Source organism: Microcoleus sp. PH2017_05_CCC_O_A (assembly GCF_020738785.1).
Taxonomy (GTDB): Bacteria; Cyanobacteriota; Cyanobacteriia; order Cyanobacteriales; family Microcoleaceae; genus Microcoleus.
Genome location: NZ_JAEQCB010000024.1, coordinates 39,812 through 53,228 on the forward strand (window position 1 = coordinate 39,812; position 13,417 = coordinate 53,228).

Sequence of the window (13,417 nt, forward strand, 5' to 3'; positions counted from 1 at the left end):
GATGAATAATATTATGTTCGATTCTTGGCGAGTAGTCAATAGTTGTACGGTGGATCGGCACAGAGATTTTCAATGGGTATCTAAAATTGTGCCAACTGACGCACCCTACTATTAATACCTAAAATGGCATCACCTTTTAATCGCGCGCATCGCTTTTTTAACTATCGAGTTGCTCTTTTATTGACTATCATCCCTATTTTGATTGTCGGTTTAAGCAGCGAATTCTATTCCGGGCCGGGGCGAGAGTTTTTTAATGATTATTTTGGTGATTTTCTCTACCAAATTTTCTTGATTCTGCTAATTGTTTTCATGTTTCCCCAAGTTTCTCCGACTAAAATTGCCTGGGGAGTTTTTATTTTTAACTGTCTCATTGAATTTAACCAACTGTGGAAACCTCCTTTTTTGCAAGCTATTCGCGCTACATTATTTGGGCGTTTGTTTCTGGGTAGTGGCTTTTCGTGGGAGGATTTTATTGGCTATATTTTGGGATGTACTTTGGGGTGGGTTTTGGTGGTAGGGCTGAAGCGGAAATTTAGATAATTTGATTTTTTGTCAAACTTCGATATGGTTTGTAGTGAGGACTTCAGTCCTTCATGAATGCGGACTGAAGTCCTCACTACGAACGAATTGGATTAGGTGTTTTTGCTCTAGCAACTACAATGCCGATCGCACTTTCGACTCTGCTAATATATCTCTGCAAGTCGTAAGCAACTGTCACAGCCCCAGCCGGCGAAGCGTGAATTAAGCCGAGATTCCCGTCTGCATTCCTGTACACAAAACCTGTGTGGGTGACATCCAATCCTTTAACATCCGTGGCTACCGCCACAATATCCCCAGGCTTTAACTGGGAATAAACACTTTTGATCCGATTTGTCGGGATGTAATTAACCGTAGTTTTGGCTAATTCTGCTTCTTGGCTGACTATGCACTGATAAGTTGCTTCATCTTTTACCATTTGCGGGTAACTGCTGCGGTGCTGGCTCATGAAATTTAGTGTTTTATTCATCGGCACTCCGCCCAATTGAGCGGTAATGTTTTCTACGGTTTGCCGTTTTTGATTGTCTTTAATCCATTCTGAAAAATAGTGCAGCCGGCTGCAATAGCCGTTCATTTTACCGTTTAAATACCGTTGTTCTTCTATGCGATTTACAAAATTTTGATATTCGTAATCTTTTACTGCTACGCCTCGGGAAATAGCCAAAACCGTCTCTACAAACAAAACGCAATCAAATTTATTCAACGTTACGATCAACTTTTCTTCGCCGGATTTGTCCAGCAAACCCTCGACGTAGGGCAATCCTTGGAAGTTATCGCCGATCGCCTGGATGATTTGTCCGATCGGGCGATCGGGCAAATTTTCCTGTTTGGCATACTGTACAATCTTTTCAAAACGTGCTATGTCTTCGGGTAGTATAGCGGTTTCTGTCGCAGTATTCTCTGAGTCTGGTCGTCTCGCCAGCACTTCTAGCCATTGGGAATACGGAATTTCAGGTAAGTTGTTCAAGTCCCGAAACAGACTGAGCAAACTAGAAACACTTTGCTTATTTTTGGGTTCCCTATTTTCGCTGTCTGCGATCGACTCAGCCACTACATCCGGGCCGCGTGCTTCTGTTTGTCGATCGACAACAGCGACAGCAGGTTGAGACTGCAATGCCCAAACATCAGGTATCAAATAATTATTCACCCAGGCGATCGCAAATCCCAAAACAGCCAGACTCCAAAAATTTCTCATGTTTTCCCAAGGATTTTGCTTCAACTCAGTGCTATCCTGAAATCTTTACGATTACTCGAACTCTTAATCAGCCTAGCAGGTAGATTAAATTGACGAAAGTGTAGACCCGTTTCAAAAAATAATGCAACTGTTGGCAAGTTCCAAACCCTTATACAATCAGTTATTCCACATCTAAAATTTAAAATCTAAAATCTAAAATTCTATTAGACACCGCCCTATTTTGACACTCCCCGGCCGTACCGCGGGATTCTTTGATCTACGACATGACTTACTTAAACAGGATTTCTCCAGTTAAAGTAGAGGACTCATCTCCCAAAGCGTTGCTTGCATCTAATGCAAAGGTTCCGGTATGCCCTACCGTACCTAATCCTCTCCTGAGGATATTTCTAGCTGCATTGAAATCTCTATCGAGCGTACAACCACACTGACAAACGTGTGTTCTAGTAGATAGCGTTTTCTTGACAATTGCACCGCAGCTAGAGCATTCTTGGCTAGTATACTGCGGATTTACCGCAACCGTTACTTTCCCAAATACTTTGGCAAAATATTCAAGCCAGATCCGGAACTGATACCAAGAAGCATCGTTAATAGACTTAGCCAAACAGTGATTTTTCACCATATTTTTAATCCTCAAATCTTCATAGGCTATCAAGTCGTTTGACTGAACTACGCACCGCGCAAGTTTGATTGCATGGTCTTTGCGCTGCCTACTTATTTTGAGGTGGCGTTTTCCTAAAATCTGTCTAGCTTTGCCTCGATTCTTTGAACTCTTAACTTTTCGGGAAACACGACGTTGACAACGCTTGAGGACTTTTTCGCCTTTGCGGAGAAATCTCGGATTTTCAATCATCACTCCGTTGGAATCGGTGTAATATTCCTTTAGTCCTACGTCTAACCCAATGGTATTTCCAGAGGGTTCTATGTTTTCTTTTCGGTTAACATCAATACAGAATTGAACGTATACGCCCGAATCCCGTTTCACCAATCTCACCCGTTTGATTTGGTTGAAGGAGTAGAAATGTAAGTCGCGCGTTCCTTTTAGTTTAAGCTTGCCAATTCCCTTTTTGTCGGTAAACTTGATTGACTTTCGATCTTCTGCCAGTTTCCATCCAGTTGACTTATACTCAACTGAGCGACAATCTTTCTGGAATTTTGGATATCCTTTTTTACCAGGAATTCCTTTCTTACAGTTTTCGTAAAATCGGGAGATAGCAGACCAGGCTCGTTCGGCGCTAGCTTGTCTAGCTTGAGAGTTAAGTTCGTCGGCAAACGGAAATTCATGCGCCAGTACCGCACAGTATTTATTTAAGTCGTACTTATCTATTTTCCGGTTGTCCATCCAATAGCGCAAACAACTATTTCGGACAAATTGAGCTGTACGAATTGCTTCATCTACTGCGGCAAACTGACTCTTATTTCCGTAGGCTTTAAACTCAAAAACTAGCATAGCATTTACCTCCTTTCTTATGCTAGACCTCCTAGCACAAAACTGACTGGTGTTGCAACAAAGATTTACAATTAAAGCCGTCCTTTTAGGACGGGGTTTTAAACCCCGATGTCCTGATAAACTGATCCTGCGAGTTTGATACCAAAACACTGTAATGCAAGTAGACCGCCGACGCAGCCCAATCGGGCCCCAACGCCCCATCCAGCCCCGACGCCCAAGCAGCGAGCCTCAAGTCCAATCCCGACGCGCAAGCAGCGATCGCCCAGTCAAACCCCAACGTCCTATCCAATCCCGACGCCCGATCGGCGATCGTCCAATCTGGCTCCAACGCCTCATCTCGCTCCAACGACTCATCTGGCTCCAAATCTCAATCTGGCTCCAACGCCTCATCTTGCTCCAACGCCCAATCTGGCTCCAAATCTCAATCTGGCTCCAACGCCTCATCACCGATCGTACAGTCGCGCCCCGACGCGTCATCACAGATCGTCCAGTCGCGCCCCGACGCCAAATTAGCGATCGTCCAGTCGCGCCACGACGGCAAATCAGCGATCGTCCAGTTGAGCCACGACGGCAAATTAGCGATCGTCCAGTCCAACCTCGACGGCAAATCAGCGGCGATCGTCCAGTTGAACCCCGACGCCTCATCACCGATCGTCCAGCGCCATCTCGCCGGCGACTGAGGGCAAAATTGTCTCGGCTCAAATACCGCAACATTTTGTGTTTAATTGCGGGGGCGATCGCGTTTTTTTGGCTCCTAACAATGCCCTTCAGAACTCGCCGCGCCCCAGAGCCACCCGTCATATTGTCTCAAGAAGCTATCTCGCCACCGACAATTCCAACATCCCAAAATGTAGTCGATAGTAAAAGCGATCCTACCTTCACCTACAACATCAAAACACCTCCCAATCCAGTTTATTCTCAAGAATTGCAAGGGATTGTTGATGAAGCTGTGAACATTGCCACCAGCCAAGGATTACCAGCAGATAAGCTATCAATTAGCTTGTTTGATGTCAGCAATCCCAAAAATCACACCTTCGCCGGATATCAAAATCAAACTCTCAGATTTCCTGCTAGCGTTGCCAAGTTATTTTGGATGGCAGCCTTTTACTCAGCTATAGAAAAAGGCATGATTACGGAAAGAGAATCTGCATTTAAAAACGACTTAGAACAAATGATTCGCATCTCCAACAACGATGCTGCTAGCAGGATTTTAGATAAAATCACCGATACAAAATCCGGCGGACGGCTCGGAGGAGAAGAGTTGCAAACATGGCTGCAAAAGCGCACGCAAATTAACACGTTTTTCCAGTCAGCAGGCTACAATGATATTCGTATAAGCACCAAAAATTATCCCATATACTATTTAAGGCAAGAAGGCCCAGTCGGTCGCGATTTGCAATTGCGGGGCGATGATTCTGTGCCGATTCGCAATCAAGCAACTACTGACCAAGCCGGCAGATTAATATATGAAATCTATACTAGGCAAGCTGTTTCTAGTCTCGCCAGCCGCAAAATGGCTTACTTGCTGACGAGAGATTTAGACCCTAAAGCCTGGAAAAATGACCCTAGCAACTCAATAAAAGGATTTCTCGGCGAGTCTTTACCAACTAATATTTATTTTGGTTCCAAAGTTGGCTATACTTCCAAATCCCGCAGCGAAGCGGCTTTTGTCAGAACTTTAGACGATCGCGCGATTTACATCTTGGTCGTTTTCGCAGACGATGTGGCTTATACCAAGGACGAAACAGCATTTCCGGCAATTTCTCGATACGTATTCGATCGATTAAATGCTCGCGGGCCCAGCAATTAGCAGAGCGGATGTACGGTTGAAACCGCGTCTATACAAACTATGTCCGCCTCTGTGGACTAAGAGAGCATAAGGTAATTTTAACGACCCACTCTTCAACCCGCGGAGGCGGGTTTTGCCTGTGTAGATGCGGTTTCAACCGCCCTTTCATCGAAAACATTAAAAACTATTTAACTGGGGCGAAAGGATTCGAACCTCTGAATGGCTGGACCAAAACCAGCTGCCTTACCACTTGGCGACGCCCCAACGTCTTAACCTTTATCATATTAACACTCAAACACCAGAATCTGTCAAGCACTTTCACAATAAAGTTTAAAAAATGTTTGCCAAACCGATCGCCCGCCAGTTTATTCTTTGACAGCAGCGGGGCGAGACAGCGGGATCTCAATCCAGAACTCCGCTCCCTGTCCGGGTTCTGAGATACACTTCAAACTGCCGCCGTGTTTTTCCACCACAATCTGGTAGCTAATGGACAAGCCGAGTCCCGTGCCTTTGCCCACTGGTTTAGTGGTAAAGAAAGGGTCAAACAAGCACAATTTAGCTTTTTGGGTCAATCCCGGCCCGCTGTCGCGAATCCGAATCACCACAAGTTTACCGATCGACTTTCGTGACTCACCTCGATCCGAGTCTTGGGACACCACCGCCGTCGAGATTTCGATCGTCTTGGGTGCGGGCTGATTTTCCAAGGAGTCGATCGCATTTCCCAAAATATTCATAAATACTTGGTTGAGCTGTCCGGGATAGCATTCTACCTTCGGCAAGTCGCCGTAGTCTTTAATTACCTTAATTCCCGGTATTGGCCCGTTTGACTTCAAGCGGCTGTGCAAAATCAGCAGCGTGCTGTCAATCCCTTCGTGAATGTCCACCGGCTTCTTCTCGGCTTCGTCGTGCCGCGCGAAGTTCCGCAGGGACAGGACAATTTGCCGGATGCGTTCGGCTCCCATCTCCATCGAAGAAAGAATTTTCAGCAAATCTGGCACTACGAAATCCACATCGATTTCTTCGCTTTTGTCGAGAATTTCCTCGCAAGGTTCGGGGTAGTGCTTTTGATACAAGCGCAGCAAATCCAGCAGATCTTTCATGTACTGCTCGCAATAAGTCAAGTTGCCGTAAATAAAATTAACCGGATTGTTAATTTCGTGGGCGACGCCGGCAACCATTTGACCGAGAGAGGACATTTTTTCGTTTTGAATGAGCTGAGCTTCTTTTTGCTGCAAACTCTGCAAAGTTTCAGTCAGTTGTCGGGCTTGAGTTTGAGCTGCTAAGGCTGCCGCCCGAGTTTGGGCGTAAAGTTCGGCTTGGTCGATCGCGATCGCCAGTTGATCCACCACCGCTTGCAGCAATTCTACCTCGCTTGCCGCCCAGGAACGGCTGCTGTAATGATTGCAAACTATCGCCCCCATTTGACCGGAGTGAGTCTTGAGCGGCAGCAGCAGCTTAGAAACGATCCCGACACCCCTTAAAAAAGCTCGCGTGGCGGAATCTATGCAGGCTGCTGTGGCAGTGTCGCCGATGCGGAGCGTTTGGCGATCGCGAATTTTCTCGGCTAGTAGCGTTACTTGTGCGATCGGATATTCTGCGAGCAGATCTGTGAGTTCAGGATTTGCCGCCTCGTGGGTAATCGCAAAACTCGGCTGCCCCTGCCGCGATACTGAATACCACAAAAAGTAGCACTGGTCAACCTGCAACAAGCTGTGAATTTCATTAACAGCCGTATCTAAAATTTTGTCGAGGTCTAGAGAATTCCGCATCTGACTGGCGAGGCCAAACAGCAGACTTTCCCGGCGGCTCAACAATTCTTCTCGGGCCTTGACACGATCGATCGCCACGCCAATGGCATTAGCCATCCACCCCAGAACTTCTAGCGCCCCCTCCGTGGCAGCAGCGCTGCTGCATACAGCCATCACTCCCACCAGTCGTTCCTCCACAATCAGGGGATAGGCAATGGCGCAGAGGGACGGGTTCGACAGCAAGCACAGAGGAGCCGTTTCGAGTTTTCCCGTTTCTTCTCGCAGCCAATCTTCTATTAGCCGTTCCCAATCTTGGCTGCTGACTCCTGAATCGGCCTGCAATTCTAACCGCTCTATCTGCGGGTTGAACGTCCAGATGCTGGCTGCTGTGGCGTCGAGATGGTCTACCATTGCGTCGGTGCAGCGGTTGAGGGTGGCCGGTATTGTCCCGCCTTGTCCGAGAGCTGCACCAACTTTAGCTTGCAGCATTGCCAAGCGCGATCGCTCCTGTAGCAAGTCTGCCATTGATTGCCCCTCTGTCACTATTTCGGGAATTTGTTTGGGATCGCGATCGCGCCTCATGCCCGCTGAAGTTTCCCGCAAATCCTGAGATTTGCCTGTTTCGAGCACCGGCAGCTTTTTTGTTGGGAATATTCTTGTGTCCTTCTCTGAAGTCTGTACTGCCCAGAAAAACTCCTGGTTCGATCGAGCTAACTCCGAGATTTGCTGGCCCTGTGAAGCGATATCTTCTACCTCTGCCACCTCTTTCTTGGCTTTGACTAATTGCCACCGCAGCTCCACCAAACTCGCAACTTGCCGAGTTAAAATCTCAATACCATCAATCGTATTTTTTGTCAAGCCTTTAGGTACGAAATCCATGACACAGATCGCGCCCAGCATCTGCCCATCTGAGGTGACGACTGGGATGCTAGCGTAAAATTTGATGAAGGGGTAAGAAACAATTAGCGGATGCTGGGCAAATCGCACGTCTGTGGAAGCGTCTCGGACAATGATGGCAGGCGGTTTATTGCAGGAATTTGCAAAGGGTGCGATCGCATCTGCCGCCGCAACCGCAGGTTTTTGTAGGGGAATGTCCCGGTCAAATTCCGAGTTAGAGTTGGAACTCGCGCCCAACTGTGCGGGAGTTTGGTCGATATAGCAGCGATCGCAAAAATTCAGGTAACGGTGTGCCAAAGTTCGATCGATACCTAGCTGCGACTTCAACCAGTGGCCGGAGGCATCAATCAAACTCAAAAAAGCAATAGGAGTTCCGCTCATCCTGGCGGCCAAGCCTACCAAATCGTCAAAGCAAGCCTCTGGATCGGAACCCAGAAGTTGATACAAGTCGGTGCGATCGAGATCGAACACTGTTTTACCAAGAGGCAAGGGTGCTTTCATCATGTATAAGTGCCCATCTAGTTGCTGGCAACCGCCCTAATCAATACTGGCCGAGGAGAAAAACGAGCCATGAATTTTGTCCCGGGAGACTGCGATCGCAAGTCGAACACAGGCTGCTGGCACCAAACTCAGACCAACCTCTTGACTGACATGGAAACTTTTGATTTATGGGAGTTAGAGCACCGCAGATCTAATACTCTAGAAATTATACTTCGAGTTGACTATGCTTTTGATGTGCCAGAGGCTGGGTGAATCTAAGAGCCTCCGTGGGGACGAAGCACCCTTCAAAAATCTATGGCGGATAGCTTACAGAGAATTTCTTAATAAGTTTAATAGTATTTTAACAGACAGATCTAATCGTGGGTAGCAGGCTTGCTGGTAGATTAAAATAATTGGTTTGTGCCACAATACCAGTACGGTTTACCGGGCTGTTGCACAGGCAACTCAACAAAAGTTAGGAGAGCGACTACACAAACACCGAAAATGTTAAACTTTGTAACAATAGTTGTTCAAACTCCACCATCAAGGGTTTGACGGTTGAGATGCAGATTTTGCAACTGTTGTCATCGCCGATCGACCCCTCGGGCAATCTGTTTTTTCGAGTTTGAGGTCAAAAAAACAGGGGTGAAGTTTCTGCTAATGCTCCAACGGAGTTGGGCACTATTTATCCGAAGGCACTCTTGAAAAATGACCCACCCAAAAACCGATACTTGCTTGCCGACAATTTTGAGGGTCGAGATCGCAATTTTAGACTCAAGTTCAAGCTCCCAGATTCATCTGGAACAGTCAATCTACAATCTACAATCTACAATCGACTGACGGCGGGAATTATGTTTTCTATTTTCAAGAACTATAAATAAACCGGGAGAAGAATATGTCTGCAACTAGCAGTCAAGTACCAACTATTTTGGCAGTTGATGATAGCGTCGTCATGCAAGGACTGGTCAAACAAGCCTTAAGCAAAGAGTTTCGAGTTCTCGTGACAGACAATGCAGTTGATGCTTTGTCAACAATTTATCACGAACAAATTTCGGTTTTGTTGCTCGATGTTTCGATGCCTGGGATTGACGGATTGGAGCTCTGCCGCACGGTGCGAAGCTTGCCTCAGTTTCAGAATTTGCCGATCGTGATGCTGACAGCCAGAGATGGAGCATTTGATAAAGTACAGGGGCGTTTGGCAGGAGCAACCGAGTATTTAACTAAGCCCTTTGATGCTGACAAGTTGCGCGAAGTAATTGGTAAGTTTATCAATATCAAATCATAAAAGAAGACGGGCGCGGTTGAAACCGCGTCTATACCAGCAAAACCCGCCTCCGCGGGTTGAAGCTCAGACCGTTTAAATTACGTTTTATGTTATTCTATTCAGTCGGCGTCCGGCGGACATCGTTTATATAGAAGCGGTTTCAACCTTACGTCCGATCTGCTATATTCTCCCGCTTGTCCTAAACTTTTAATTTCGCCAACAGTAAAGGAGCGATCGCACTGACGGGTAAAACGTGCTGGGCCGCACCGAGGGCGATCGCCTCTTTTGGCATTCCAAACACAACACAACTAGCCTCATTTTGAGCAATAGTCAAACCGCCGGCTTGGGCGATCGCCAACATACCCTCAGCACCATCTCGCCCCATTCCTGTTAGCAACACTCCCGCAGCCCCGCGACCATAAAAACTAGCAACTGACTTAAATGTTACCGTTACAGAGGGGCAATGTCCCGCTTCACGAGCAGCTTCAGAATAAATAAAACGCCCTTGAGCATCCAATTCTAAATGACGTTTTTCTGGCGGGAAATAAACAATCCCAGCTTGTGGAAATTCCCCAAAACCCGCTATTTTCACCGGCAGTTTAGATTCAAAACCCAACCAGTCAACCAATCCTTGCAAAAATCCTTCACTGATATGCTGGATGCAAATCACCGGTACTGGCAAATTAGCCGGAAACTTAGAAATAATCGAGTGTAGCGCTTGTGGCCCCCCTGTAGACGCGCCAACAGCCAATAACTTAATAGTTTGAGAATTGAGATTTTTGCTAGATAATTGGTAATTATGAATTGGTAATTGATAATTTTTTTTGCTTGGGCGACCCTCGGCTGTTTCGATTCCTCCAAGCCTTTGATGTCGCGTAAATACTTTAACTCCCGACAACACTTTAACTTTAGCGATTAATTCATTCCCCAGGCGATCGTAATCAGACGCCAACCCGCCAATGGGTTTCGGAAAAACATCTAATGCACCTGCTTTCATTAATTCAAATACATTTTGAGTATCCTTTGCTTGTACAGAAGCACTAATTATTAAAATTGGTCGCGGGTATTTTTTCATCACTTCCCGCGTGAACTCTAACCCGTTCATTTGTGCCATATTCAAATCCGTACAGATGACTTCCGGTTGAAGTTTCGGGATTAATTCTAGGGCTTCTAACCCGTTAGAAGCCGTTCCGACAACCTGGATTTCTGGCGAAGCATCCAAAATGCGCTTGAGAACGATCGTAGCTACTGGGGAATCTTCTACTAACAATACTTTAATGGGCGACAACATCATACCATTTTAGATTTTAGATTTTAGATTTTTTTAGGTAATGGGTAATGGGTAATGGGTAATGGGTAATGGGTAATGGGTAATGGGTAATGGGTAATTCTCCCCCTCTTCCCCTGTCCCCCTCTCCCCCTGTCCCCCTCTTCCCTTCCCCTCTGACAATCAAACTAACCTTTTCAAGGTCTCGATTAATACATCTTGATTGAAAGTACCTTTAGGAATATAAGCATTAGCGCCAGCATCAGCCCCTCTTTTTCTATCTTCATCAGACGCCAAAGATGTCACCAAAATAATCGGCAACTCACTGTATTCTTTTAGCTGACGAATTTTAATAGTCAGTCCCAAGCCGTCCAAATTAGGCATTTGTACGTCAGAAATCAGAGCATCAAAATAGCGAGTTTTTAATTTATTGAAAGCATCCAACCCGTCCACTGCTGTCACCACTTCATAACCTGCACCTTCCAGAATGCGCTTTTCTTGAGTGCGGGTAGCGATCGAATCTTCTGCTAAAAGTATAACTTGTTTTCGGCTGACTGTCTCAATTGGCGATCGGGCACCCCCAACCCCACCCAACAAAACTTGCTTGCGTACAGATTTTATCAAATCGTGGGGATTGAGCACCATACAAACTTCCCCCGTCCCCAGAATCGTTGCACCAGAAACGTTTCGCACCCGTTTCAGCAATTGACTTTGAGGTTTAATCACCACATCCTGTTCGTCAATCAAAGCATCTATAAATAATCCCAATCTTTCCTCCCCAACTTTCAAAACAATACAAGGCATTTTCCGAGAATTATGATTCACCGATTCTACCTCTGTATTTCTCTTGAATTCTCTCCAACTTTCCTGTCTCCACTCCCGATTATTGTGCAACCAATCTGTATCATTTAATTCTAGTAAATCTGCCAAATAAGCAACTGACAAAGGCTGAGAGTCTAAAATCACCGTCGCCTTGCTTTCGAGAGAAAAAACATCCGAAGAGCGGACTAATATTGCAGTTTCAATAAACTCGACTGGCAGCGCATAAGCAATACCATCAACCGCTAATATTAATACATTAGCAGTAGCTAAAGACGTACTTAGTTGCAGGCGAAAAGTGCATCCTTTTCCGAGATCTGATTCAACTTGAATGCGACCTTTTAATGCTTCAACATTAGTCCTAACTACATCCAAACCTACCCCTCTTCCAGAGATTTCAGTAACAAATGTTCTGGTTGAAAAACCCGCAGCAAAAATCAGCGATTGAATTTGGCTTTCTGTCATCACCGCCAGTTCTTCCGGCGTGCAGATGTTGCGTTTGACAGCAGTTTGTTTAATGCGATCGAGATTCAGCCCCCGACCATCATCAGCAACTTCAATAATAATATTGCTAGCAGTATGGTAGCCTTTAATTCGGAGAGTAGCTGCGGGATGCTTGCCGAGCTTTTCGCGATCGGCTGGCGTCTCAATTCCGTGATCTATCGCATTCCGAATCAGGTGCATTAAAGGGTCTTTCATTTCTTCTAGAATGCGTTTGTCAGCTCGAGTTTCCCCACCTTCAATGACTAATTTAACCTCTTTCCCTTCCCGCTTAGCCAAGTCTCTAACTGCTCGTGGAAATAGATTAAAAATAGTAGACAAAGGCAGCAGTCTGAGAGTGCGAATTCCTGATTCCAACTCTTCCGCAATTAATTCGAGTCTTGCAGTATCTTCATCAACTCGATTTTTCAATCTATTTACTAGAGTTCCCAGACGTTCTAAACGTTCTTCTGTACGCTGGTAATAATTCTGTAACTGTATGATGAGGGCATTTTGTTGAAAAGCATTTTTGTCCGATTCTATCTGATGAAAAGCCAAGCGATTTATAAAAGCTTCTCTGCTCCAACTTTCCCACAAATTTGTCAGTTTTTCGATATCAGCAAGTCGGTGTACTAACCTAGTTTTTGTAACAGTAAGTTCACCAGCTTGAGTCATTAAATCGTCTAAATTTTTGGTAGCAACGCGAATTGTTTCGATGCGGTAAGACGAACTTGAAGAACTGCTAACAGCGGGTTGGGAAGCCGATGCAGTAGCGGGGGCAGAAGCCCCACGCAAGTTGTGAGATTGGAGCAACAATTCTTGCTCGGATTGTAGAGTCGAAAAAGAATAATTTTTATCTAAATTAGTGGCGGAATAAGTTTCACTATTTGTTTCGGGTTCCGCAGTAGACGAATCAATAAGTTGCGTTTGTATAAATTCTTCTTCTGGTACCTTTGAAGATTCTGGATCTGCTATGGGGACGGCGGGCAGGGGCTTGTTAGAAGCACCCATCATGCTAGCGAGCACGTAAAAGGTATTGACACCGGAATCTTGACCAGTCACGGCTTCGTCAACGAGTTTGCGGATGGCGTCTAAACCTTGCGAAAGTCGATCGCTAATTTCTGAAGTTAGTTGAGTCTCTCCCCGCTTGACACCTCCCAAAATATGCTCTATTTGATGAGCTAAAGATGCTACATTTTTTACCGCCAACATCCCAGCATCGCCTTTAAGAGAATGAGTTTCCCGCAGCAATTCTTCTAACTTAGCTGAGTCCCCGGGGTGTTGTTCCAAGTACAGCAATCCATCGTCTAGTTTCTGCAAGTGTTCTTCACTAGCAATTTTAAATACATCTCGAAGTTCTTCATCTTCAATTATCATAGGTGTTTGTGGTAATGGGTAATGGGTAATTGGTAATTGGTAATGGGTAATTGGTAATTGGTAATGGGTAATTGGTAATTGGGAATTGGTAATTGGTAATTGGTAATTGGGAATTGG

The 13,417-nt window shown here is 45.6% G+C and carries 11 protein-coding genes and 1 tRNA gene; 4 read left to right on the forward strand and 8 right to left on the reverse strand.

Annotation, left to right across the window (positions count from 1 at the left end):
• Positions 1-123 precede the first annotated feature (123 nt).
• Positions 124-540 (forward strand): DUF2809 domain-containing protein, encoded by a 417-nt coding sequence (locus JGK20_RS07815; RefSeq protein ID WP_293210826.1) that lies wholly within the window; start codon positions 124-126, stop codon positions 538-540.
• Positions 541-616: 76 nt separating this feature from the next.
• Here JGK20_RS07815 and JGK20_RS07820 read toward each other — a convergent pair whose 3' ends face one another.
• The 4 genes from JGK20_RS07820 to JGK20_RS07835 all read right to left on the reverse strand — a co-directional run bounded on the left by JGK20_RS07820 (position 617) and on the right by JGK20_RS07835 (position 3,786).
• Positions 617-1,732 carry an N-acetylmuramoyl-L-alanine amidase-like domain-containing protein gene (locus tag JGK20_RS07820; protein WP_293181596.1) on the reverse strand — a complete coding sequence of 372 codons (1,116 nt, stop codon included), beginning with the start codon at positions 1,730-1,732 and terminating at the stop codon, positions 617-619.
• Between the two features lie 268 nt (positions 1,733-2,000).
• Positions 2,001-3,179, reverse strand: a complete 1,179-nt coding sequence (locus tag JGK20_RS07825) for a transposase (protein ID WP_293205213.1) — start codon at positions 3,177-3,179, stop codon at positions 2,001-2,003.
• A gap of 85 nt (positions 3,180-3,264) precedes the next feature.
• Entirely contained in the window at positions 3,265-3,543 is a 279-nt protein-coding gene (locus JGK20_RS07830; RefSeq protein ID WP_293210824.1) for a hypothetical protein, read from the reverse strand.
• Between the two features lie 57 nt (positions 3,544-3,600).
• Entirely contained in the window at positions 3,601-3,786 is a 186-nt protein-coding gene (locus JGK20_RS07835) for a hypothetical protein (protein ID WP_293210822.1), read from the reverse strand.
• A gap of 81 nt (positions 3,787-3,867) precedes the next feature.
• On the opposite strand from JGK20_RS07835, the gene JGK20_RS07840 reads away from it, so the two are divergent.
• Positions 3,868-4,989, forward strand: a complete 1,122-nt coding sequence (locus JGK20_RS07840; RefSeq protein ID WP_293210820.1) for a serine hydrolase — start codon at positions 3,868-3,870, stop codon at positions 4,987-4,989.
• Between the two features lie 171 nt (positions 4,990-5,160).
• Here JGK20_RS07840 and JGK20_RS07845 read toward each other — a convergent pair.
• Positions 5,161-5,232 (reverse strand) — tRNA-Gln (locus JGK20_RS07845).
• 101 nt (positions 5,233-5,333) lie between these two features.
• Complete coding sequence (locus JGK20_RS07850; protein ID WP_293229992.1) at positions 5,334-8,117, reverse strand: GAF domain-containing protein; 2,784 nt, start codon at positions 8,115-8,117, stop codon at positions 5,334-5,336.
• 66 nt (positions 8,118-8,183) lie between these two features.
• On the opposite strand from JGK20_RS07850, the gene JGK20_RS07855 reads away from it, so the two are divergent.
• Positions 8,184-8,366, forward strand: a complete 183-nt coding sequence (locus tag JGK20_RS07855) for a hypothetical protein (RefSeq protein ID WP_293181608.1) — start codon at positions 8,184-8,186, stop codon at positions 8,364-8,366.
• 622 nt (positions 8,367-8,988) lie between these two features.
• Positions 8,989-9,378 (forward strand): response regulator, encoded by a 390-nt coding sequence (locus JGK20_RS07860; protein ID WP_293157809.1) that lies wholly within the window; start codon positions 8,989-8,991, stop codon positions 9,376-9,378.
• Positions 9,379-9,556: 178 nt separating this feature from the next.
• Here JGK20_RS07860 and cheB read toward each other — a convergent pair whose 3' ends face one another.
• Both cheB and JGK20_RS07870 read right to left on the reverse strand, forming a co-directional pair.
• Positions 9,557-10,648 carry a chemotaxis-specific protein-glutamate methyltransferase CheB gene (cheB, locus tag JGK20_RS07865; RefSeq protein ID WP_293181668.1) on the reverse strand — a complete coding sequence of 364 codons (1,092 nt, stop codon included), beginning with the start codon at positions 10,646-10,648 and terminating at the stop codon, positions 9,557-9,559.
• Positions 10,649-10,807: 159 nt separating this feature from the next.
• Complete coding sequence (locus JGK20_RS07870; protein WP_293181611.1) at positions 10,808-13,300, reverse strand: hybrid sensor histidine kinase/response regulator; 2,493 nt, start codon at positions 13,298-13,300, stop codon at positions 10,808-10,810.
• Positions 13,301-13,417 lie beyond the last annotated feature (117 nt).